This window comes from Candidatus Pelagibacter sp. HIMB1485 (assembly GCF_052048055.1).
GTDB lineage: Bacteria > Pseudomonadota > Alphaproteobacteria > Pelagibacterales > Pelagibacteraceae > Pelagibacter.
Window position 1 is genome coordinate 437,050 of the sequence record NZ_JBNAIN010000001.1, and the last position, 23,220, is coordinate 460,269.

A 23,220-nucleotide genomic window follows, 5' to 3' on the forward strand; every position below is an offset into this window, starting at 1 on the left:
AATGAAAATTATATATTCATATCTCAAAAAAAAAAACAGTAGTAGTTCTTCTAACAACATACAGATTATTAATAAATTTTATAAAAAAAAAAATCCTCTTTATTATGAAAGAATAGAAAATATAATTGAAACATTTGATGAAATATCTAGATATTGGATTTCTGAGGATTTTAAGTCTAAACACTTATTTATAGAAAATTCTTTAGGTTTTATAATACCTTGGATAAAAAAAAAAAATTCAATTGATGTTCTCAATTTAAATTTTGTTAATTATAAGCAACTCGATAATCCGTCTATTTATTTAGATCCCAAAATTAATTCATTTGCAAAACCGCAAGGTACTGCATTGCACTGGTTAGCAGGAAACGTTCCTGTAATAAGTTTAATATCCTTATTTCAAGGTTTACTTACTAAAAATAAAAATATCATAAAGGTTTCAAAAACATTCATAAACTTGTTTTCAATAATATTTTATGACTTAGAGAATAATTTTAAAATTAAAAAAAAATTAAAAAAAACTTTTAAAAATATCTTAGAGTCTATTCTTGTTATTTATATAGATCACACTGATACAGTTGGTATGGAATATTTATCAATAAATTCAGATATAAGAGTTATTTGGGGTGGTTCTGTTTCAGTAAAAAATGTTAGTGGATTAAAAAAAAAAATTAATTGCAAAGATATAATTTTTGGACCCAAAGTTTCTCTAGCTTACATTTCGAGAAAAAAAATTAAATCTGAAAAAGATTTAAAACTTTTTTCTGATTTATTTGTTGATGATGTTTTTAATTTTGATCAACTAGGTTGCAATTCTCCTCATAATTTGATCGTTGAAAGAGGTACAAAATTTAGTCTCAGTAAAATTTCGAAGATAATCGCGAATTCTTTCAACAAAAGAAAGATTAACAGTGAAACTGATCCAGTTAATAAATATAACTTATTGGTTAAAAATTTTATTTATTCTTTAGACAAGTCAAATTCAATGGTTTTTGCAAAAAACTATGAATGGAACATTTTTTTAAGTAAAAACATGAAAATTCATGAACCAATTTATAATCGATCAATTTTTATAAGCTATACCAAAAGTTTAAAAAATCTATGTGATGCATTGCCTGAAAATACACAATCAGTTGGTTTATATGTGTCAAGTTCGGAAAAACCAAAGATAGTTAGTAAATTGTCAGAAAAAGGTGTTGATAGATTTCCTTCAATTGGAACAATGTCAATTTATTCTAATCCTTGGGATGGATATTTGCCAATGCAAAATATGGTAAGGTGGATTTCTTATTAATATTAATTAAAAAACCTTAGCAAAAATCGATTATTAATTATAAATATAAATAGTAAATGAATATAACTTATCGCAAATTAAAATTTTTTGATGCCGAAAAAATAAGAATATGGAGAAATAACCAAATAAAAGTATTAAGACAAAATGAAAAAATAAAAAAACAAGAACAAAAAGTATATTTTAAAAAAAATATACTTCTAAAAAATCCCAAATTAGATTTGTTCGCTATAGATTTAAATCAAAAATTAATTGGATATGCTGGTTTAGTTAATATCTCAAGTCATTTCAAAACTGCAGAAGTTTCATTTTTAATAGATGATAAAATCAAACATAATTCAAACATATACCAGAAAATTTTTAATCACTTTTTACTTTTTATAAAAGAATACTCTTTTACAAGAATAAAGTTAAGGAGGCTTTACACTGAAACTTTCTCTTTTAGAAAAAAACATATAATGATATTAGAAAATTCAGGATTTAAGTTAGAGGGAATAATGAAAAAGCACGTAATTAAAAATAAACAAGCTTATGATTCCTTGATACACGGAATTTTAAAAAAATGAATTTTAAATTAAAATATGAGTATAACTTTATCTAAATTAAAAAAACCATTTATAATTGCTGAATTATCAGCAAACCATAATGGTAAAATTAATAATATTTTTAAATTAATTGATAAAGCTAAAAAAAATGGAGCAAGTGCTATTAAAATTCAATCATATACACCAGACTCAATGACACTTGATTGTAAAAATAAATATTTTTATATTAAAAATGGTCCTTGGAAGAATAGTTATCTATACGACTTATATAAAAAAGGGACAACACCATATTCGTGGCATAAAAAAATATTTAATTACGCCAAAAAAAAAAATATTTTATGTTTCAGTACACCATTTGATATTGATGCAGTGAATTTATTGGAAAAATTAAAAGTTAAATTATATAAAATAGCTTCTTTTGAAATTAACCATATTCCATTGTTAGAAAAGGTAGGAAAAACAAAAAAACCAGTCATTGTATCTACTGGAATGGCTAGTATTGAAGACATTAAATTTGCAATTAAAACACTAAAAAGAGCTGGTTCCACAGACATTGCAATACTTCATTGTATTAGTGCTTATCCTAGCAAACCACAAAATTACAATTTAAATTTTATTAATAAATTAAAAAAATTTAATCTTCCAATCGGACTTTCAGATCACACTGTCGGGAATTCTGTTGCTAAAACGGCAGTGGGCATGGGAGTAAAAATTTTTGAAAAACATTTAAAATTAGATAGCAAAAAAGGAATAGATTCAAAATTTTCTACAAATCCATTAAATTTTAAAAGTTATTTAGATGAAATTAATTTATCATTTGCTTGCATGGGAAATGAAAATTTTAATAGAAAAAAAATTGAGGGAGATAATAAAAAATATCGTAGATCTATTTTTATTTCAAGAAATGTGAATAAAAATGATACAGTTTCAGAAGATAATATTGTGGTTATTAGACCTTCAAACGGAATGCATCCAAAATATTTAAAAAAAGTGTTAGGTAAAAAATTTAAGACTAATTTAAAAAAAGGGTTTCCATTAAAATTAAGCCATACTACTTAAATAATTATTTAAGATTTAAAATATTTTTTTTATTAGATGAGAAACAAAAATAAAATTGCAATTTTTCTTGCAGCAAGATCAGGATCAAAAAGATTACCTAATAAACATTTTTTAGAAATTAATTCAAATTATAGATTTATAGATTTATGTATATTGAGATTAAAAAAATCGAAATTAGCAAATAAAATTTTCTTGTGTACTACTAAAAAAAAAGAGGATTATAAATTTGATAATATATGCAATAAACATAAAATAAAACTGTTTAAAGGGAGCAACATAAATGTTGCGAAAAGAATAATAGATTGTGCCAAAAAAAACTCTATTGAAACAGTTGTTAGAATTACTGCAGATTGTCCTATAATAGATCCACAATTAATTGATAAATGTGTTAAATTGCATTTTAATGAAAGATCAGACTATACATCAAATACATTAAAACTTACTTTTCCTGATGGGTTGGACGTTGAAGTCATACAATTAGATGCTTTAATAAGGTCACAAAAAATTTCAAAAAGTAGAAATAATAAAGAGCACGTAACTTATTTTATAAGGAAATCAAAATTGTTTAAAAAAATTAATTATGCAAACCATTTTAATTATTCAAATAGAAGATGGACATTAGATAAATTTGAAGATTATTTATATTTAAAAAAAGTTGTAAGATATTTTTTACCAAAAATTCATTTTTCTTGGAAAGATTTGATCAAAGCAGAAAAAATAGATAAATCTCTCGTCAATATAAAAGAAAGATAGAATGAGAAAAAATAACTTGAAAAAAAAGATCGTAATTGGATCTGCAAATTTTACTCAAATATATGGGGCAGATCCTACAAAAATAAAACATAATGAAATAAAAAAGATATTAAATTTAGCAAAAAAAAATAATATTTATAAGATTGATACAGCCGAGGCTTACTTAAATAAAAAAAATGTTTTTAAAAATATAGATAAAAAATTCAAGTTTTATACAAAGATTACTCCTGATTCTAGGTGGGTTTCATTAGAGTTTTGTCAAAAAAAATTAGAAAAACACTTTAAGATTTTTAATACAACAAAAATTGAGACAATACTTTTTCATGATATTAAAGTTTTATTTACAAAAAATGGATTAAAAATATTTAGAAATTTAGAAATATTAAAAAAAAAAAAATATTTTAAAAAAATTGGAGTATCAATTTATGATACAAAATGTTTAAGTTATCTTATTCAAAAATATAATTTTGATGTCGTGCAGTGTCCATATAATATATTGGATAGAAGAATATTAACCTCCGGATGGTTTGATGACTTAAAAAAATATGGAGTAGAAATTCATGCAAGATCTATATTTTTGCAGGGATTACTAGTAAATAAACTTATTCACAAAAAAAAATATTTTAAAAAATGGAAAATAAAGATTTCAAAATGGTTTATATGGTTGGAGGATAATGATATTTCACCAATTGACTATTGCATGAGCGATTTATTAAATCGTGATTTTGATAGAATAATAGTTGGTATTAATAACTCAAAAAATTTAGATGAAGTTATAAATTTTAAAACTATAAATAAAAAAAAAATGATTAATTTTAGTATAAATGATAAAAAATTAATTGATCCAAGGAATTGGGAATAAAATGAAAATTAGGAATGGAATAAATTTATACAAATATGCAAAAACTCTAATCCCAGGAGGTACTACTTTATTTTCTAAGAGGTCAGAGCTGTATTTACCAAATAAATGGCCTGCTTATTTTAAAAAAGCAAAAAAAATAAATGTCTGGGATTTAAGTGGAATAAAATATCTTGATATGTTTTGTGCAGTTGGAACAAGTATATTAGGTTATGGTAATGAAAGTGTAAATAAGTCAGTTTTTAAAAATATAGATAATGGCAATCTGTCAACTTTGAATTGTCCTGAAGAAGTAACTTTGGCAAAAACAATTATTAATCATCATTCTTGGGCATCAATGGCAAAGTTTACAAGGGGTGGCGGAGAAGCAAATGCTTTGGCAATAAGAATTGCAAGATCCTTTACTAAAAAAAAAAATATTGCATTTTGTGGTTATCATGGTTGGCATGATTGGTACCTATCAGCAAATATAAATTCAAAAAACAATTTAGACCAACATTTAATGTCGGGATTAAATTATGATGGAATACCTGAAAATTTAAGAAATACCTCGTTTCCTTTTCCTTATAATGATTTGGATTACCTGAAAAGATTAATAGAAAAAAAAAATATTGGAATTATCAAGATGGAAGTAATGAGAAACTTCAAACCACAAACTAACTATTTAAAAAATATAAGGAAAATTTGTAATAAAAAAAAAATTGTTCTGATTTTTGATGAGTGTACATCTGGATATAGACAAAATATGGGGGGTATCCATCTAAAATTTAATGTATTTCCAGATTTAGCAATTTTTGGAAAGGCATTAGGTAGTGGTTATGCAATTAATGCTGTAATTGGCAAAAAACATATCATGAAGAAAGCTGAAAATACTTTTATTAGTAGTACCTTTTGGGGTGAGAGAATTGGATATACCGCAGCGCTTGCATCAATTAAAGAATTCAAGAGATTAAATATTTTTAAAAAAATTGAAATTAATGGAAAAATGATAAAAAAAATTTGGTTAGAATTATCAAAAAAACACAATGTTCCAATAAAGATTATGGGAACAAATGCTATACCATCATTTGAATTTCAACATGATAATGAAAAAAGAAAAACATTTGTGTCTCAAGAAATGTTAAAAAAAAGAATATTAGCAACGAATGTTATTTACATTACTGTTTTTCATACAAAAAAAAATATCAGTAAATACATAAAAACTTTGGACAGTATCTTTAGCGATATATCAAAAAAAAACATAAATAAAATTTTAAAGTCCAAAGTAAGGTTTAAACCAATTAATAGAATAAATTAAACATGAAAAACATTCCCTACGGAAAACAATTTATTGATAATAAAGATAAAAAATCAGTAATAAATTCATTATCACATGATTTAATTACCACAGGTCCATATGTTGAAAAATTTGAAAAAAAAATAAAAAAATTTCTCAAATGTAACTATAGTTATGTGTGTAATAGCGGAACAGCTGCCATTCATTTAGCAATGCTATCAATTGGTTTAAAAAAAAATGATATAATTTTAATGCCAGCTGTGAATTTTATAGCTTCTTATAATATGGCTAAATCTATGCAGTTAAAAATTTACTTGGTTGATGTTGATGAGCAAACGGGTCAAGTAACTCCCGGTAAAATACAAGAATGCATCAACTACAATAAGCTTAAAAAGATAAAAGCACTTATTGTAATGTATAATGGAGGCTATCCAGAAAATATAGAAAAGATTTATAAAATTAAAAAAAAATATAATTTTTTTATAATCGAGGATGCTTGTCATGCACTTGGTGCCGAATATAAATATAAAAATAAATATTATAAAGTTGGATCTTGCAAACATGCAGATATTTCTACCTTTTCTTTACATCCTTTAAAAACTATCACATCTGGAGAGGGAGGTATAATAACAACCAATAATCACTCTATTGCTAAAAAAATTACTTTATTTAGAAGTCATGGGATCTTGAGAAATAAAAAAATGCATTGGAAATATGATATAATAGAAAATGGTTATAATTATAGATTGTCCGACATAAATTGTGCACTTGGATTTTCTCAATTATCTAAGATAAATTTTTTCTTAAAAAAAAGAAAAAAAATTTATGAAAAATATTTAAATGAATTAAAAACTTTTAATTTAAATTTAATAATACCAAAATATTCAAGTGATATTAAATCATCTTTTCATTTATTTATAATAAATATTCTTTTTCATAAATTAAAAAAAAATAAAGATCACTTTATGAAATATTTATTGCAAAAAAAAGTTATTGCACAACAGCACTACATTCCAATTTATAAATTTAGTATTTATAAAAAAAAAATTAGTTCATTAATTGGTTCAAAAAAATATTACAACAATTCGATAAGCTTACCTATTTATGTAAACCTAAGTAAAAAAAAACAAGATAAAATTATTAAGATTATTAAGAACTATTTTAATTAATAAATGATGATGTGAAAAAGTTACTTATTACAAATAATTGCAGTTTAATTAAAAAAACTTTTGACGAAATTTTTACAGACTCACCTAGTGTAATAGAATATTGTAAAGGAGCAAAATATTTAGATTTATTTTTAGATCATGAATATCATAATCAAATAAAAAGAATTAAGGAAAAAGGCATTCAATTAAATAAAAAAATAAAGCAAGAATTTTTTTCAAAATATAGTGACAAAAGTGTTGATATTCTAGATCTTGATCGTGGCTATACAAATATTTTTATAAATATTTATAAACTTGTAAATCTTATTAATTATTATAGTGATTATGAGATAACGATAGCAATATCTGAAGATGAGTTATACAATTATGACAGTACAAATACCATTGATAGATTTACAAATGTTTATTATTGGGTTGCTAAAATTTCAAAAATAAAAAATATAAAATTTGTATGTGAAAATTTAAAACGATCTGATTTATTTCAAGACCATTTACCAATGGATTCCTGGTTTTTAAGATTGGTTGATTTAGATAAGAAAGTTTTATTTTATAACTTATTGAAAAAAATTTCTTTCAATAAATTAAGGAATAATAAAATCTACATTTATCGTTGGAGCAATGTTCTGAGAGAAATAGAACCATATTTGTATGATTTAGGATTTAGCTTTGTCCACATGCCGCAAATGAGCAATGAAATTGATAATTCAAAATTATTATATGATGAAAAAAAATTAGAATTATTAATTGATAATTATTTTGGAGAAAATGAGTTTGAAAAAATTTTTAAATATGCGCTTAATATAATTTACAAAAAAAGAGTACATTACTATTTGAGTAAAAAATTATTTATCAATCAATATATAGAAAAATTAGACAAAAATATAAATACAATTGTTACAAATAGTATTTATGGCTTTGATAGATTTATTTTATTAAAAGAATTACAAGATAAAGGTTATAAAGTTGTTAACATTATGCATGGATTAACTTCAAGTTTTCGAAGAGATACAGCAAATTTAAAAGCTTTCAAATGTTCAGATCTAGATATGTTACTTTGTTTTAATAAATCTGAACTAAACATGTATCAAAAAATTGACCCAAAAGTGAATGTTTTTCCAATATCATCAGTTCAAGAGGCAAAAAAACCTAGATTTAATAAAATTAAAAGATTCATCGTACGTAGAAAGTTTAAAATAAGAAAAGAGACAAATGTATTTTATGCTTCCAATACATTTCCCCTAAATAATAACAGAGTATATCAACTTACAGAGTCTGATGAACTAAATTATAATTTTGAAAAGAAAATGATTAGTTTATTATCCAATATAAATAAAAAAGTTATTTATAAAACTTATCCAAGACGAAATTATATCGATCCTAGTCCTATGACAGAATATGCAAAAAAATTTGATAATATCAAAGTTATAGATGGAAATTTTGACTTTAGATATATCAATTCTATAGGAGATATTTTTATTTTAACAAGTATTGGAATCTCAAGCACAGTTACCTGGTTAATAAACTTAAATAGACCAGTAATATTTTTGTTTTCAAATAAAAATAAACTAATTAGTGAAGAGGCTATAAATTTAATGAAAAAGATTTTTATTTTTGTAGATAGAGATAAACAAAATTGGGAAGACAATTTGAAGAATACACTGAATAAATCATATGAGGAATTAAAAAAAATTTGGGAAGATAAGCAAGTTTTTAGAGATCAATATGATGCAGAATGGTTAACTGATAAAAATTCCCATGCAGGAAAACTTGGTGCTAAATATATAAAAAATTTTACCCAAAAAAGAATTAACAAAATAGAATGATATAAATAGTTATTTCTGGTTTTAAATTATCAAATAGAATATATTTTAAATATTTTAATAATTAATAACTGTAATAATAAGATAAGATTAATTAGAAATTTTTTTAAATTTTTTAATTAATAATTTTAATAAATAAATTAATTTATGTTTGAAATTGATAAAAAAAATTTAATTTTAAGAAATAAATTAACTAAAAATAATCAAGAATTAATAACAATAAATATTACAGGTGATTTTGCGCCTATTATTAGAGAAGCTTGTGATTTGATGTTAAAAAAAAATTATTTTGAAAATTTATTACCATTTTTTCAAAAAGGAGACTTGAATATCACAAATTTAGAAACTGTTATTGACCTAAAAAAAAGAAAGTTTAGCAAAAATGCGATTAAATTTATAAATGAACCGAAAATTCTTAATTGTCTAAAAAATATTAATTTAAATTTAGCCTGTCTTGCTAATAATCATATAATGGATAACGGTTATGTTGGATTGAAAAATACTATAAAGTATTTAAAAAAATATAATATAAATCATGTTGGAGCTGAATTATCTCTTAAAAATATTTATAAACCTTTTTTATTCAAAAAAAATAATCATAAGATTGCAATTATAAATACTTCTGAAGGAGAGGAGGCAAATGAAAAGTATAATAATCATATAGGATCTTCAGATATTGAATCATATAAGGTTATTGATCAAATAAGAAGTTGCAAAAAAAAAGGTTATTTAACAATCTTAATAGCTCATGCTGGTATTGAGTATATTCCTTTTCCGCCACCATATATCAAAGATATTTACAAAAATTTTGTTGATGAAGGTGCTGATTTAGTTGTTGGACATCATCCTCATGTACTACAAGGTTTTGAAATTTATAAAGATGTTCCAATATTTTACTCATTAGGAAATTTTACGATGTGGAAGAAAAATTTAAGAAAAAATTGTTACAGTTCAATATTCTTAAATATAAAGATTCGAGACAATAAAATATCTACAATTAATTTTGTACCCTATCAAATTGATAAAACTAATCTAAAGTTACTTTCTACAAACAAATTTACTAAAAAAATTACTGAATTAAATAACTTTTTAGTTCAAAGTGATAAATTATGGCTAACATACTTAAAGAGAACCAATCCTAATAATAATTTCTTCTCAGAGAATCTATCTTTTTTTTACAATTTTGATTTATATAGAAATAATTTAATTAATAAGTATACAAACCTTTCAAAAAAATATTCAGATCTAGATTATATGAGAAATGAATTTAAAAAAGATTATAATTTTGATCACATTTTAGATAGATGGCAAATTAAAAAGAATAAAAACTTTTTGTCATTATCATTATTTAAAAATATATTTTATCCAATATATAAAATTTTTTTTATTTTAAAAAATATACTTAAAAATTTAAGGAGAAAATTTCTTTAGATGATACAAACTTTATTAAATTATTTTTTTAGATATTTTCTATTTATCAGAAACAAAAATGTAATTTTGAATGGTAAATTAAAGATTAAAAATAAACCCTTAGTTCATATTTTAGATGGAACAAAATTGATAATAGGAGACAATGTTACTCTAAATTCTAAGAATGCAAAATATCATGTCAATATGTTTGCGCCTGTAAAGATTTATTTAGATAAAGTTGGAGCTAAAATTACAATAGGAAATAATAGTAGAATTCATGGAAGTTGTTTACATGCCTACAAATCTATCAATATAGGTGATAATTGTTTGATAGCAGCGAATTGCCAAATTTTTGATGGTAATGGACATGAAACCTCTTTAGATGATCCAACAAAAAGACTTAAAATTACTGGCATTTCAAAACCTATTCTAATAGGAAATAATTGTTGGATTGGCACCTCAGTAATAATATTACCAGGTACAAAAATAGGCAATAATTGTATAGTTGCCGCTGGATCAGTTGTTAAAGGAGAATTTAAAGATAATAGTTTAATAGCAGGTAATCCAGCAAAATTTATAAAATTTGTTAAATGAATTACTTTTCAGTGCTGAATAAAATTCCTAATGTTATTAATTACATAAATTTTAATAATAAATATATAACTTTAAATAGAAATTGTAATTTAAAGCATTGGAATTCTCATTTTGATAAAAAAAATAATATACAATTAATAATTTTAGGTAGACCAATAATTGAAGTTTCAGATTGGGAAAAATTTAAAAAATCAGAAGAAAGCTATATTACAAAACTTTTAATTGAGAAATATATTAATTTACAGATTGATGATTTTTGTAATCAGCTGAATGGAGCTTTTAGTATTTTAGTTGTAGATTATAAATTTAATAAACTAACAATAATTACAGATAAGCTTGGAATTTACCCAATATATACTTATGGATGTGATAATATAAACTCATTTCAATTTTCATCTAATTTTAAAACTTTAATAGATAATATAAATAAGAAAATTAATGAAGATATTGTATCTATTGCTGAATTTTTAAAAAAAGGGTTTATTTATCATCCAAATACTTTTTATAAAGAAATTAAAACTTTAGATAATGGCTCTTATTGTATTTTAGATTTTAAAGAAAAAAAAATTATTAAAAAGAAATATTTTACAGTTAAAGCAAAACCTATTTATAATTTTGATTATTTAGTAAATGAACTTTCAAAAGCATTGTTAAAATCTATTGAAAGACGAACACTAAAATATTTTGGAAAAAAAGCTGTTTTTTTAAGTGGTGGATCTGACTCTAGAATGATCTTGGCAAATTCCTCTGACCAAAATACTGATGCTGTAACTCTCTACAATCAGAAAAACCATGAAATAGAAATAACAAAAAATATTGCTAAATCATTAAATTCAAAACATGAGTTAATAAAAAGAAATGATGATTATTATCTTGATTCATTCGATGATTCAATTGAGGCCAATAGTGGTAGAAGTTTACCTATTGATGATCATTTTTTGAACCTTAGAAATGACAAAATAATTGCAAAATATGATACAATCTTGACAGGTTGTTATGCAGACTGGTTATTTAAGGGTATAGCTTTAGATAGAACTAAGCTTTCATTTTCTTTTATAGGAAAATTACCTTTGTATAGATTAAGAGAATTTAACTATAATTTTTTCGCAAAAAGAACTCAATTAAAAAAAAAATATGAAAAAATGATTAGAGATAGAGAAGATTTAATTTTTAATCATAAAGAATCTCATTTAAATAATGAAATTGTAAGATTATTTCCTTTATTTCAAGAGGAAACTTCAGCCACTAGAATGACATTGCAACAATTTTTTCCATGGGATAGCATTTTTTCGGATAATGATGTGATTAAAATTTACCAACAGATACCAGCAAAGTATAAAATTAATTCTGAAGTTTATGATAAAGCAGTTGCAAATATTTTGAATAAAACAAAAAATATTCCTCATGCAAACAAAAAACATAAAATTGGAATAAACAAATATTTTGGAGCAATCATTTATGTTGTTAGCATAATAAAAAATAAACTTTTCAAGTTAATAAAAATTAAAAAAGATAATTATATCGCTGGAGATGGGTCTTGGATTAATTTTAAAGAGTACACTAAGAATGATAAAATAAAAACACTTTGGATGAAAACCCAAAATATCAAGTTATTTAAAGATATGCTGGATATTGATAAAATAGAATTTAACGACATAATAAATAATGATTATCAACTAATATATAAATGCATTGTATTAAATAAAATTTTATCTCAAGAAAAGGAACATAAAAATAAATTGTAACTTTATTGTAAAATGAAAAATATAATCGCAAATTTTTTTAAAAAAAATTATTACTTAGTTATTTTAAAAAAATTATTGAAAAGATTTGAAAAAAATACCTCAGTTGAAGCAAAAAGATGGGCCGTAGAAAATAAAAATCAATCAATTGAGGATTTTTTTTGTTCAGTAGATTCTAAATTATATGAACAAGTCAAAATCGAAATTAAATCTATACAAGAATTTGCAGAAAATAAAATTTCTAAGTTAAATATGTCATTTGGAGGTGGAGGTAATTATATACTTTTATACTTTTTGATAAGAAAATTTAATTTGATTAATATTGTTGAAACTGGAGTTGCAGCAGGTTGGACTAGTTTAGCAATTTTGAAAGCAATAAAAAAAAATGGTAAAGGCTTTCTTTATTCGAGCGACTTTCCATATTTTAGATTAGAAAATCCGGAAAAATATATTGGCTATTTAGCAAAAAATGACAACAACGAAAATAATTGGTTTTTAGATATAAGAGGAGACGATGTTGCTCTTCCCGAAATTGTAAAAAGATTAGATAACAATATAGATCTATTCCATTATGATAGTGATAAATCTTATTCGGGAAGAGTAAATGCTTTGAAAATTTTAAATTCAAAAATAAACTCAAATACAATTATTATTTTTGATGATATTCAAAATAATTTACACTTCAAAGATTATGTAGAAAAAAATAAAAAAAAATTTAGAGTTTTTGAGTTTGAAGGAAAATTTTTGGGTATTGTTGGTTTGAATGAAAACATTACTTAAATAAAAATTTTGCTATCATTTATTTTTTATTAGATTATCATAAAAAAACTTATTATCGTTTCTAAAACAAGTTTTAAATGAAGATACTTTTAGTTAGTAGTAAATATTATCCTGAATATTCTGGCTCAGGATTTAGAGCTCATAATTTATACAAAAGGTTATCCAGAAAATTTGACATTAGCTTTGATGTAGTTTGTAATTCATTGATACAAAAGAAAAATAAAATATACGAATATCAAGGTGTAAAAATTAATAAAATTTCATATCCAATAGAAATTGAGAAATTTAAAGGCATATTAAGAAAATTTCATGTTTTTTTTTCAATGATATATGAATTTTATTTTTCATATAAATTTATCAAAAAACACAATGTAAATAAATATGATTTAATTCATACTTTTGGAAATTCTTGGTCTGTAGCTTTTTTAACGTTTTATTTTTACTTACACAAAAAACCTATTTTGCGTGAATTGGTTAACAACATGAAAACACCATATTATCCAATTCAGTTTAAAAAAATTTTTAAAATAATTTTTAAAAAAAATAATACAATGATGATCCCAATTTCCAAAAAATTAGAAAATTTGTGTGAAATCCAAAATGTTAAAAATTATTGGTTAAGACCAAATCCAATAAATGAAGATAAATTTTTCTTTATTAATAAAAATTACAAACAGAGATTAAGAAATAAATTAACTAAATTTTCTGAAAAAGATATTGTGTTAGTACACATAGCTAGTTTTATGAGACAAAAAAATCATATTTTTATTTTAGAAATATTAAAGGAATTACCTACTAACTATAAAGCTTATTTAGGTGGACCAGTTGCAAATTCAGATCAAGAAAGAAATTTTCAACTTGTTCAAGATAAGATTAAAGAACTAAATCTTAATGAAAGAGTTTTTCTAAAAAAAGGTTTTGTTGAAAATATTGATGAATATATAAAATTAAGTGATATTTTTCTATTTCCTACTTGGAATGAAGCACTAGGTACTCCTATTTTAGAGGCTCAAGCATGTGGCGTTCCAGTTGTTGCAAACCAAATGGAAGGTTCGTCTGACTACTGGATAAAAGATGGAGTTGGAGGTTATTTAGTCGAAAAATTTGATGTGAAAATTTGGATAGAGAAAATTAAGTTAGCCCTAAATATATCTAATAATATTTTGCAGAATAATAGTTTAAATATCTTAGATAAGGCATCTACTACAAAAATTGACCAACAGTATTATAGAATACTAAAAAAATTATTATGAAAAAAATTATATATTATACTATAACACTCACGGCTCTTATAAGCGTTCAAAAATCTTTATTAAAAATTTTAATATAATAACTGCTAAATGAAATTATTTTTGGGTAATAAATTATTAAATTATAATAAAAAAGAAAATTTTATTATATTTGCTATTTTATGCTCATTGACAACATTTGCAACTATTCAATCTGATATAAGAGGTCTTATAAGTTTAGTATTAGTTTTTATTTTCACAATTTTAATCTCAAACAAATTTAAATCTTTATCTTTAATTTTATTAGTATCTTTACTTATTAGATTAATCACAATTATTTTAGGAAATAACTTTATTGAACTCCCTGATAGTTGGGGTGACACAAATGCATTTGAAAAAAAAGCTTGGGAAATGTCTCAGGGAGGTTTTTTTGAAGTCTTTAATCAATTTCCAAAAGATAGTTCGAGTTATTATTTGAGTTGGATTTTAGCTTTTTGTTACTCACTTACAGGAAGGAGCATGATATTAGCTCAATCAATTAGTTTGTTATTTGGTATGGCAAGTGTTTTTATAGGTATCATTATAACAAATAAAATTTGGAATAAAAAAACCGCAATGAAAGTAGGATGGATCCTAGCTTTTTATCCATCATTAGTATTATATTCATGTATATTTTTAAGAGAGTCTCTTATTTGGTTTTTTTTATTATTCTCAATTTATGGGATTGTAATTTGGACAAAAGAAGCAAGCTTTAAATCATTAATATATATTTTAATAGGTTTTTCAGGAGCAACTTTTTTTCATGGAGGAATGTTAATAGGTTTTGTAATTTTTTTAATTATATTGATAGGACTTAATTTTTATAATTTTTATAAAAAAATTCTTGATTTAAAAATATCGTTAAATTCGTTTTTTTTTTTAATTATATTAATTATTTCTTTTTTAGCTATTTTAATCAATATTGGAAATATTCCAAAATTTGAATTTTTAAGTGAAAAGTTTATCTCTGATGTCCTTCTTGAAAAAATTGCTAACAGAAATATTAATAATGCAGCTTATCCTGAATGGACTATACCTATTAATGTTTTTGAATTAATTTATAAAGGTCCCATAAGAGTTTTGTATTTTATATTTGCGCCTTTTCCTTGGGATGTAAGCCAGATAAAACATTTTATAGGCTTGTTTGATTCAATTTTTCATATGTTTTTGTTTATTTTAATTTTTAGGAACTTTAAAGTAATATGGAATGATAAAACATTGAAAATTATTTTGCTCATTTTAATATTTTATTTAATATCTTATGGTCTTATTACTGGAAATTTTGGAACTGGATTGCGTCATAGAACTAAATTTTTAATGATTACAATTATATTAGTTGCACCTTTTATTCCGAATTTAATTTTTACAAAATTTAAACATAAAAAACAAAAAAATTAAATATTTCTAAATGAAAATTTTACATATTATCACAAGTTTGGGAGATGGTGGTGCTGAGCATACTTTGTTTAAAATATGCAAAGTAAATGTTTCTTATGAGCATGTTGTTATTTCCTTAAAAGGTCCAGGAAAATACTATTTAAAATTAAAAAAATTAGGTATAGAAGTTTATTATTTAAATTTGAATTTTTATTCAGTAAATAAATTTTTTTACTTAATTAAATTGATAAGATCTATTAAGCCAAAAATTATACAAACTTGGCTTGTTCACGCAGACTTAATAGGTAGTTTCGCAGCAAAATTATCAGGAGTTAAAAATATAGTTTGGAATATACGATATTCAAATTTAGCATTAGGAAAAGCTAATTTATTTACAATCTTCTTAATATCAATTTTAAAAAAATTATCATATTCTATTCCAAAATTGATAATTATAAACTCTAAAAATGCAAAAGAATTTTATGCAAAAAAAGGCTTTGATAAAAAAAAATTAAAGTTTATTCCAAATGGGTTTGATTTAAATTTTTTAAAATCTAATAGATCTAGTAAATTAAGTTTTAAAAAAAAATTAAAAATTAAAAATAAAATTCCAATAATTGGAAATGTTGCACGTTATGATCCAAAAAAAGATCATTTAAATTTACTAAGTGCACTTTCAATTATTAAAACAAAAAATAAAAAATTCTGCTGTGTATTGGTTGGGTCTAATATAAATAAAAAAAATATTAAATTAATTAAAGAAATAAAAAGACTAAAACTAAGTAAAAACATAAAACTATTGGGACAAAGAAAAAATATTCCAAATATTATGAATGGTTTGGATCTTTATGTTCAGTGTAGTAGTTATGGTGAAGGTTTTCCTAATGTTGTTGCTGAAGCAATGGCCTGTGAAACACCTTGTGTAGCAACAGATGTTGGAGATGCATCTTTAATAATAGATAAAACTGGCTGGATAGTACCACCAAATAATCCATATGAATTAGCCAAATCTATAGAAAATGCTCTTTCTGAACTTAATTCAAAAAAATGGATTAAAAGATCTCTTAAAGCAAGATCAAGAATTAAACAAAAATTTGGAATAATTAAAATGATTAATTCATACAATCAAATATGGAATAAAGTTTCTAATAAAAATTAATAAATGAATTTTTATGTTATAAAGAATAAATTTTTAAATTCTATTTTTTAATAAATCTTATGTTTAAATATTGTGAGTAAAGAAAAAAATATTATTGTTACTGGTTCAGCAGGATTTATCGGATATCACACAAGTTTAAATCTTTTAAGCAGTGGAGAATATATAATAGGAATAGATAATCATAATGATTATTATGATCCTAAGATTAAAGATCAAAGAGTTAATAGATTAAAAAAAAATAAAAATTATAAGCACTATAAATTAGATATATCTAATAAAGAGAGTTTAAGTGATGTTTTTAAAAAAAATAAAATTTATAAAGTAATTAATTTAGCAGCACAGGCAGGTGTGCGATATTCTATAAAAAATCCTTTAGCTTATATAAAATCTAATATTGTTGGATTTGCTAATATTCTAGAAAATTGCAGAAATCATAACATCGAACATTTAGTTTATGCAAGCACGTCAAGTGTTTATGGTGCTAATACAAAAATGCCTTTTTCAGAGCACGATTCTGCTAACCACCCTTTATCTGTTTATGCTGCCACAAAAAAATCAAATGAGCTAATGGCTCATAGTTATAGCTACCTTTATAAACTTCCAACCACTGGACTTAGATTTTTTACAGTTTATGGGCCATGGGGGAGACCCGATATGGCTTTGTTCAAATTTACAAAAAATATTTTGTCAGAAAAGCCAATAGATGTATTTAATTACGGCAAACATAGTAGAGATTTTACATATATAGATGATATTGTTCAGGGTATTACTAAAACACTCAATAATTCTGCTACTAGTAATATAAATTGGAATAGTAACCAACCAGATCCGGCTACAAGTATTGCTCCATGGCGAATTTACAATATAGGAAATAATAAACCTGTTCAGCTTATGGAATATATTCATGCTCTAGAAAAGCACTTGGGAAAAAAAGCAATAATAAATTTTTTGCCAATACAACAAGGTGACGTACCAGATACATATGCTAATATTGATAATTTAAAAAATAAATACAATTACAAACCTTCCACTTCAGTTTTTGAAGGAGTTTCAAAATTTGTAAAATGGTATAAATCTTATTATGAATATGATTGATAGATTTAATGATATCAAGTTAGCCGTTATAGGCTTAGGATATGTGGGCTTACCTTTAGCCTTGGAATTTGCCAAAAATAGACCTGTAATTGCATTTGATATAAACAAAAAAAGGGTTAATGAATTAAATTTTGGTTTTGATCGGAATTTAGAATTTAATAAAAGAGACTTAAATACAAATAAAAAAATTAAGTTTACTCACAAGGTACAAAATATTGTAGCTGCTAATTGTTACATAGTTACCGTTCCGACCCCAATAAATGATTTTAAAAAACCAGATTTTAAGCCTTTACTTGAAGCCTCTGAAATGATTGGAAAAATAATTAATAAAGATGATATCATAATTTATGAATCCACAGTTTATCCAGGATGCATTGAGGAAGTATGTGTTCCAATTTTAGAAAAATTTTCTAGTTTAAAATATAATAAAAGTTTTTTTTGTGGCTATAGTCCTGAGAGAATTAATCCTGGCGATAAAATCCACACTATTTCAAAAATCAAAAAAATTACGTCAGGATCAACACCAAAAATAAAAGATTTAGTAGATGATTTGTATAATGAAATTATAACTGTAGGTACTCACAAGGTAGAAAGTATTAAGATCGCTGAAGCTGCAAAAGTTATAGAAAATACCCAGAGAGATTTGAATATTGCACTAATAAATGAATTATCTATATTATTTACTAGATTAAATATTGATACAAAAGCTGTTTTAGATGCAGCAGCAACAAAATGGAATTTTTTACCCTTTAAACCTGGTTTAGTAGGTGGTCACTGTATCGGCGTGGATCCTTATTATTTAACTTATAAAGCAAAAAAAATTGGGTACAATCCAAAAGTTATTTTAGCGGGTAGGCAAATAAACGACAAAATGGGCTCATTTGTTGCTTATAGGTTAATAAGAGAAATGAAAAACAAAAAAATTAAAATTGATCAAGCAAAAGTTTTAATTATGGGTCTAACATTTAAAGAAGATTGTGCAGATATTCGTAATTCAGGTGTAAAAAATGTTATTAAAAAATTAAAAAAATTTGATTGCAAAATAGACCTTTATGATCCTTGGGTAAAAAGAAAAGAAATAAAAGAAATTTATAATCTTAATCCAGTTAGAATACTCAAAAAAAATAGCTATGAGGGAATAATTATTGCTGTTGCACATAAAAAATTTAAAAAAATGGGATTAAAAAATATTTTAAACTTGGGCAAGAAGAATAGTATTATATATGATTTAAAATCTATATTACCAAAAAATAAATCAACTATAAGATTATAAAAAACTCAAAAACTATATTAAAATTAGGTAGATCATTAAAAATTATATAATCTAAATAAATTTAACATATAATATTTTGGAACCTTAAATTTATGAAAAAAAAAAAACTTTTGATTCTAGTAAATTACTTAAGTTTTTTTTTATCTCATCGTGTAGAAATTGCTGAAGCTGCATTGCAGGAGGGATTTGAAGTATTTATTGGATACGGTGAGCTTAGAGGCGCGGATCCAAAATTATTACAACAAATGGGCTTTAAATTAAATTTAATTCCAATGCATCCAGGAAGCATTAACTTTTTTAAAGATTTAAAAACACTATACCACATTTGGAAATATTTTAATAAGGTTCAACCTGATATTGTACACCTCGTTACTGTTAAACCATATCTTTATGGAGGAATCATCTCTCGTTTACTTGGTGTTAAGAATTTAGTTACAGCAGTTTCTGGTTTAGGAACTTTATTTATTGATGAAAATATAAAAACAAAATTTATACGATCAATTCTTTATCCTTTATACAAATATGCTTTTAATCACAAAAATCAAAAAATTATTGTTCAAAATAAAGATGATTTAAATACTTTGGTAAGTTGGGGGGTATTAAAGTCTTCAAATGTAAAGCTAATTAAAGGATCTGGAGTACGATTACAAAATTTTATAGATCTTGAAGAACCTAGTGGAATAATTACTGTAACTTTTGCTGGTCGATTATTAAAAGATAAAGGAGTTTATGAATTTATAACAGCAGCAAAGATATTAAAAAAACGTGGTATTAATGCTCGTTTTTTTCTTGCTGGAGATTTGGACAAAAACAATCCATCAGGAATTAAAAATCATGATTTATTAAAAATAAAGAAAGAAAATTACGTAGAATTTATAGGTTATCAAAAAAACATTTCATCTCTCTATAAAAAATCACACATAGTATGTTTGCCATCTTACAGAGAAGGTTTGCCAAAAACATTAATTGAGGCATCAGCAGCAGGTAGAGCAATTGTAACAACTGATGTTCCGGGTTGTAGAGATGCAATAATCCCAAATACCACTGGTATACTTGTGCCTCCAAAAGACTCATCTAAATTAGCAGATGCAATTCAATGGCTTATTAATAACCCACAAAAACGAATTTCTATGGGTAAAGCTGGACGAAAACATGCTGAAAAAGAGTTTCCGTTGGAAATGATTGTTAAAAAACACATTGAAATCTATAATGATCTTATCAGTAATAAAAATAATTTTTCTATTTAATTTTTATAAATTTATTTATGACTAATTTTGTAATAAAATTTTATTTAAATGGATATTAAATTTTTATTAATTCAATTAAATGAAATTAATTTTGATCTTGTTGATAAATATTTAAATCAATCTAATAAAAAAAAATATCCTAATCTTAAAATTTTAAAGAAAACATATAAATGTTTTAATACGCATTCTGAGAAAGAATACAAAAATCTAGAACCATGGATCCAGTGGGTGTCAGTATATCTTGGTAAAGATTATAATCAGCATAAGATTTTTAGATTGGGAGATATAATTAATCATCCAAATGAAAAACAGATTTTTGAAAAAATTGAAAGTAAGGGTTTTCAGGTTGGAGCAATTTCTCCAATGAATACAGAGAACAGATTAAAAAATCCTTCTTACTTTATTCCAGATCCTTGGACAAATACATTTCCTGATGACTCAAATTTTTCGAAGAGAGTATCATTAATGTTAAAACAAACTGTTAATGATAATGCATCAGGAGGTATATCATTTAGCTCAATATTAAGTGTTTTTGAAATAATTTTTAAAACTTTTCATTATAAAAAGACAACGTTTTTAGCAAAACTAATTTTTTCATCAATTATTAAACCTTGGAAAAAATCTCTAGTTTTGGATTATCTAATTCATTTAATTCATTTAAATTTTTTTAAAAAAAAATCTCCAAATTTTTCAACAATTTTTTTAAATGCAGGAGCACATATTCAACATCATTATTTTTTTAATTCAAAGTTTCTTGAAAATTTTCCTAAAAATCCAGATTGGTATATAAAGTCATTTTTTGATCCAATCGAGGATATGTTGGAGGTATACGATAAAATAATTGGAGATTATTTAAAATTGTCAAAAGAAGGAAAACAAATATTAATTTCAACGGGTTTAAGGCAAATACCTTATGATGATAATAAATTTTATTATCGACTTAAAAACCATTCAGATTTTTTAGAAAATATTGGAATTAAATTTTCTAAAGTTTTAACAAGAATGACAAGAGATTTTGAAATAATATTTGATAACGAACTAGATTTGTTAAAAGCAAAAGAAATATTACATAACATAAAATCTAAAAAGGATAATATAAATATTTTTTCAGAAATTGAAAAAAGAACTAAGAGTCTATTTGTTACCTTAACCTATCCTAACGAAATTAAAAAAAATGATCTTTTAATAGTTAATGAAAAAAAAGTTTTAGATTTTTTTGATCAAGTACTGTTTGTTGCAATCAAAAATGGAATGCACGATTCTAAAGGATATGTTTTTTATTCACCAAATTTAAATTTTAAAACTCCAAAAGAGACAATTCATGTATCGGAGCTTCATGACATGATTTTAAGTTATTTCTAAATAAAGTAAAAGTTATGATAATTTTAAATTTTTTTTTTTATTGAGTGCTTATTTCTTAAAAATAAAAAAATATTAAAAATTAAAATAAATAAAATTAAAGAAAATAAAGGATTGATTGCTAAATATGCAATATATCCAAGAATAAAAAATAAAAAATTTGCAATAATGATTAAAAAATTGGTTATTAAAATTGAATTATTTTTTTTTAGCAAGATATGATGTAGATGGTCTTGACCAGGTCTGAAAAGTTTTTGATGATTTTTTAGTCTTATAAAGTTTATTGATAAAAATTCGAATACAAAAATAGCTACAGACCATGCAAGTAAAATTGGGTGTACCTGTTTTAAATTAGCAAAAAAAATTAAAATGAAAGCAATTATAAAACCAATAAGCAGACTTCCACTATCTCCTAAAAATAGTTTAGGAAGCTTAAATAAAGAAAAATTAAATAACAAAAAAATAACTAATGGAATAATTATAATTATTAAAAAAAATTTAAAATTTTGACTTGGAACTAAAAAAAATAATATAATTATAGTTGAAATAGAAGCTAAACTTAAAGTGCCATCTAAACCATCAAAATAATTAAATGAATTAATTAGAAATAAGACACTTAAAATAGTAAATGGTATTGAAAAAGCACCTAATGTTAAATTAAAATATTCATAATTTCCAATATTTCTTAATGCTAAATTTTCAAAAACGACAAGATAAAAGATAGGAATGATTTGTAAACTAAGTTTGTTACCAGCACTAAGATTATATTTATCATCAGCTAAACCAATTAGGGAAATTAAAAAACCTATTGAGAATATTAAATTTAACTTATTATTTAAATAATTAAATAATTCAAATAATTCTAGTGAGATAATTAAGATAATGCTGATTATAAAACCGCCCGTACAAGCTGTTGCTTTAGTATGAATTTTTCTCTTACTCGGTAAGTCAACAATTTTTAATTGATAAGATATTTTAGAAATTATATAGAATAAGAAAAAACTTAATACGGAATAGATAGTTATTGTGATGTCCATAAATTTATATCAAAGATAACACAAATTAAAAAAATAATTTAAAATTAATTATATTTTTAAATTATTTTATAATCATTTAAATTAAAATGTTATATTAATCTATTTTAATT

Annotated in this window: 20 protein-coding genes; 19 read left to right on the forward strand and 1 reads right to left on the reverse strand. The window is 23.5% G+C overall.

The window, feature by feature from the left end:
- The first annotated feature begins 1 nt into the window (after window position 1).
- The 19 genes from ACTTA4_RS02305 to ACTTA4_RS02395 all read left to right on the forward strand — a co-directional run bounded on the left by ACTTA4_RS02305 (window position 2) and on the right by ACTTA4_RS02395 (window position 22,076).
- Window positions 2–1,291, forward strand: a complete 1,290-nt coding sequence (locus ACTTA4_RS02305; protein WP_440633366.1) for an acyl-CoA reductase — start codon at window positions 2–4, stop codon at window positions 1,289–1,291.
- Between the two features lie 56 nt (window positions 1,292–1,347).
- Entirely contained in the window at window positions 1,348–1,854 is a 507-nt protein-coding gene (locus ACTTA4_RS02310) for a GNAT family N-acetyltransferase (protein ID WP_440633367.1), read from the forward strand.
- 15 nt (window positions 1,855–1,869) lie between these two features.
- Window positions 1,870–2,892 carry a pseudaminic acid synthase gene (gene pseI / locus ACTTA4_RS02315; protein ID WP_440633368.1) on the forward strand — a complete coding sequence of 341 codons (1,023 nt, stop codon included), beginning with the start codon at window positions 1,870–1,872 and terminating at the stop codon, window positions 2,890–2,892.
- A gap of 36 nt (window positions 2,893–2,928) precedes the next feature.
- A complete protein-coding gene (locus ACTTA4_RS02320; RefSeq protein WP_440633369.1) occupies window positions 2,929–3,645 on the forward strand; it encodes a cytidylyltransferase domain-containing protein in 717 nt (238 codons plus the stop codon).
- Window position 3,646: 1 nt separating this feature from the next.
- Complete coding sequence (locus ACTTA4_RS02325; protein WP_440633370.1) at window positions 3,647–4,507, forward strand: aldo/keto reductase; 861 nt, start codon at window positions 3,647–3,649, stop codon at window positions 4,505–4,507.
- A 1-nt stretch (window position 4,508) separates the two neighbouring features.
- Window positions 4,509–5,801, forward strand: a complete 1,293-nt coding sequence (locus ACTTA4_RS02330) for an aminotransferase class III-fold pyridoxal phosphate-dependent enzyme (protein WP_440633371.1) — start codon at window positions 4,509–4,511, stop codon at window positions 5,799–5,801.
- 2 nt (window positions 5,802–5,803) lie between these two features.
- A complete protein-coding gene (locus tag ACTTA4_RS02335; protein ID WP_440633372.1) occupies window positions 5,804–6,949 on the forward strand; it encodes an aminotransferase class I/II-fold pyridoxal phosphate-dependent enzyme in 1,146 nt (381 codons plus the stop codon).
- A gap of 11 nt (window positions 6,950–6,960) precedes the next feature.
- Window positions 6,961–8,772: a hypothetical protein gene (locus ACTTA4_RS02340; RefSeq protein WP_440633373.1), complete on the forward strand. Its 1,812-nt coding sequence runs from the start codon at window positions 6,961–6,963 to the stop codon at window positions 8,770–8,772.
- A gap of 144 nt (window positions 8,773–8,916) precedes the next feature.
- Window positions 8,917–10,200: a CapA family protein gene (locus ACTTA4_RS02345; RefSeq protein WP_440633374.1), complete on the forward strand. Its 1,284-nt coding sequence runs from the start codon at window positions 8,917–8,919 to the stop codon at window positions 10,198–10,200.
- Window positions 10,201–10,773, forward strand: coding sequence for an acyltransferase (locus tag ACTTA4_RS02350; protein ID WP_440633375.1), 573 nt, complete (start codon window positions 10,201–10,203; stop codon window positions 10,771–10,773).
- Window positions 10,770–12,518, forward strand: coding sequence for an asparagine synthase-related protein (locus ACTTA4_RS02355; protein WP_440633376.1), 1,749 nt, complete (start codon window positions 10,770–10,772; stop codon window positions 12,516–12,518). Before ACTTA4_RS02350 ends, ACTTA4_RS02355 begins: the two co-directional genes overlap by 4 nt.
- A 12-nt stretch (window positions 12,519–12,530) precedes the next feature.
- Window positions 12,531–13,295, forward strand: coding sequence for a class I SAM-dependent methyltransferase (locus tag ACTTA4_RS02360; RefSeq protein WP_440633377.1), 765 nt, complete (start codon window positions 12,531–12,533; stop codon window positions 13,293–13,295).
- Window positions 13,296–13,372: 77 nt separating this feature from the next.
- Window positions 13,373–14,548 carry a glycosyltransferase family 4 protein gene (locus ACTTA4_RS02365; protein WP_440633378.1) on the forward strand — a complete coding sequence of 392 codons (1,176 nt, stop codon included), beginning with the start codon at window positions 13,373–13,375 and terminating at the stop codon, window positions 14,546–14,548.
- 87 nt (window positions 14,549–14,635) lie between these two features.
- Complete coding sequence (locus ACTTA4_RS02370) at window positions 14,636–15,961, forward strand: hypothetical protein (RefSeq protein ID WP_440633379.1); 1,326 nt, start codon at window positions 14,636–14,638, stop codon at window positions 15,959–15,961.
- Between the two features lie 10 nt (window positions 15,962–15,971).
- Entirely contained in the window at window positions 15,972–17,099 is a 1,128-nt protein-coding gene (locus ACTTA4_RS02375) for a glycosyltransferase (RefSeq protein ID WP_440633380.1), read from the forward strand.
- Between the two features lie 72 nt (window positions 17,100–17,171).
- On the forward strand, window positions 17,172–18,194 hold the full coding sequence (locus ACTTA4_RS02380) for an NAD-dependent epimerase (RefSeq protein WP_440633381.1): 1,023 nt from the start codon (window positions 17,172–17,174) through the stop codon (window positions 18,192–18,194).
- Window positions 18,181–19,467, forward strand: a complete 1,287-nt coding sequence (locus tag ACTTA4_RS02385) for a nucleotide sugar dehydrogenase (RefSeq protein WP_440633382.1) — start codon at window positions 18,181–18,183, stop codon at window positions 19,465–19,467. Before ACTTA4_RS02380 ends, ACTTA4_RS02385 begins: the two co-directional genes overlap by 14 nt.
- Window positions 19,468–19,559: 92 nt before the next feature.
- Window positions 19,560–20,714, forward strand: coding sequence for a glycosyltransferase family 4 protein (locus ACTTA4_RS02390; RefSeq protein WP_440633383.1), 1,155 nt, complete (start codon window positions 19,560–19,562; stop codon window positions 20,712–20,714).
- A gap of 48 nt (window positions 20,715–20,762) precedes the next feature.
- Entirely contained in the window at window positions 20,763–22,076 is a 1,314-nt protein-coding gene (locus ACTTA4_RS02395) for a hypothetical protein (protein ID WP_440633384.1), read from the forward strand.
- A gap of 23 nt (window positions 22,077–22,099) precedes the next feature.
- On the opposite strand, the gene ACTTA4_RS02400 is transcribed toward ACTTA4_RS02395, so the two are convergent.
- Window positions 22,100–23,110, reverse strand: coding sequence for a hypothetical protein (locus ACTTA4_RS02400; RefSeq protein ID WP_440633385.1), 1,011 nt, complete (start codon window positions 23,108–23,110; stop codon window positions 22,100–22,102).
- Between the last annotated feature and the right edge of the window lie 110 nt (window positions 23,111–23,220).

Coding starts and splice junctions, on each gene's coding strand:
- ACTTA4_RS02350 (WP_440633375.1), top strand. CDS start 10,201: ATGATACAAACTTTATTAAATTATTTTTTTAGATATTTTCTATTTATC.
- ACTTA4_RS02365 (WP_440633378.1), top strand. CDS start 13,373: ATGAAGATACTTTTAGTTAGTAGTAAATATTATCCTGAATATTCTGGC.
- ACTTA4_RS02305 (WP_440633366.1), top strand. CDS start 2: ATGAAAATTATATATTCATATCTCAAAAAAAAAAACAGTAGTAGTTCT.
- ACTTA4_RS02345 (WP_440633374.1), top strand. CDS start 8,917: ATGTTTGAAATTGATAAAAAAAATTTAATTTTAAGAAATAAATTAACT.
- ACTTA4_RS02325 (WP_440633370.1), top strand. CDS start 3,647: ATGAGAAAAAATAACTTGAAAAAAAAGATCGTAATTGGATCTGCAAAT.
- ACTTA4_RS02310 (WP_440633367.1), top strand. CDS start 1,348: ATGAATATAACTTATCGCAAATTAAAATTTTTTGATGCCGAAAAAATA.
- pseI (WP_440633368.1), top strand. CDS start 1,870: ATGAGTATAACTTTATCTAAATTAAAAAAACCATTTATAATTGCTGAA.
- ACTTA4_RS02385 (WP_440633382.1), top strand. CDS start 18,181: ATGAATATGATTGATAGATTTAATGATATCAAGTTAGCCGTTATAGGC.
- ACTTA4_RS02370 (WP_440633379.1), top strand. CDS start 14,636: ATGAAATTATTTTTGGGTAATAAATTATTAAATTATAATAAAAAAGAA.
- ACTTA4_RS02390 (WP_440633383.1), top strand. CDS start 19,560: ATGAAAAAAAAAAAACTTTTGATTCTAGTAAATTACTTAAGTTTTTTT.
- ACTTA4_RS02400 (WP_440633385.1), bottom strand. CDS start 23,110: ATGGACATCACAATAACTATCTATTCCGTATTAAGTTTTTTCTTATTC.
- ACTTA4_RS02395 (WP_440633384.1), top strand. CDS start 20,763: ATGGATATTAAATTTTTATTAATTCAATTAAATGAAATTAATTTTGAT.
- ACTTA4_RS02330 (WP_440633371.1), top strand. CDS start 4,509: ATGAAAATTAGGAATGGAATAAATTTATACAAATATGCAAAAACTCTA.
- ACTTA4_RS02375 (WP_440633380.1), top strand. CDS start 15,972: ATGAAAATTTTACATATTATCACAAGTTTGGGAGATGGTGGTGCTGAG.
- ACTTA4_RS02355 (WP_440633376.1), top strand. CDS start 10,770: ATGAATTACTTTTCAGTGCTGAATAAAATTCCTAATGTTATTAATTAC.
- ACTTA4_RS02320 (WP_440633369.1), top strand. CDS start 2,929: ATGAGAAACAAAAATAAAATTGCAATTTTTCTTGCAGCAAGATCAGGA.
- ACTTA4_RS02335 (WP_440633372.1), top strand. CDS start 5,804: ATGAAAAACATTCCCTACGGAAAACAATTTATTGATAATAAAGATAAA.
- ACTTA4_RS02360 (WP_440633377.1), top strand. CDS start 12,531: ATGAAAAATATAATCGCAAATTTTTTTAAAAAAAATTATTACTTAGTT.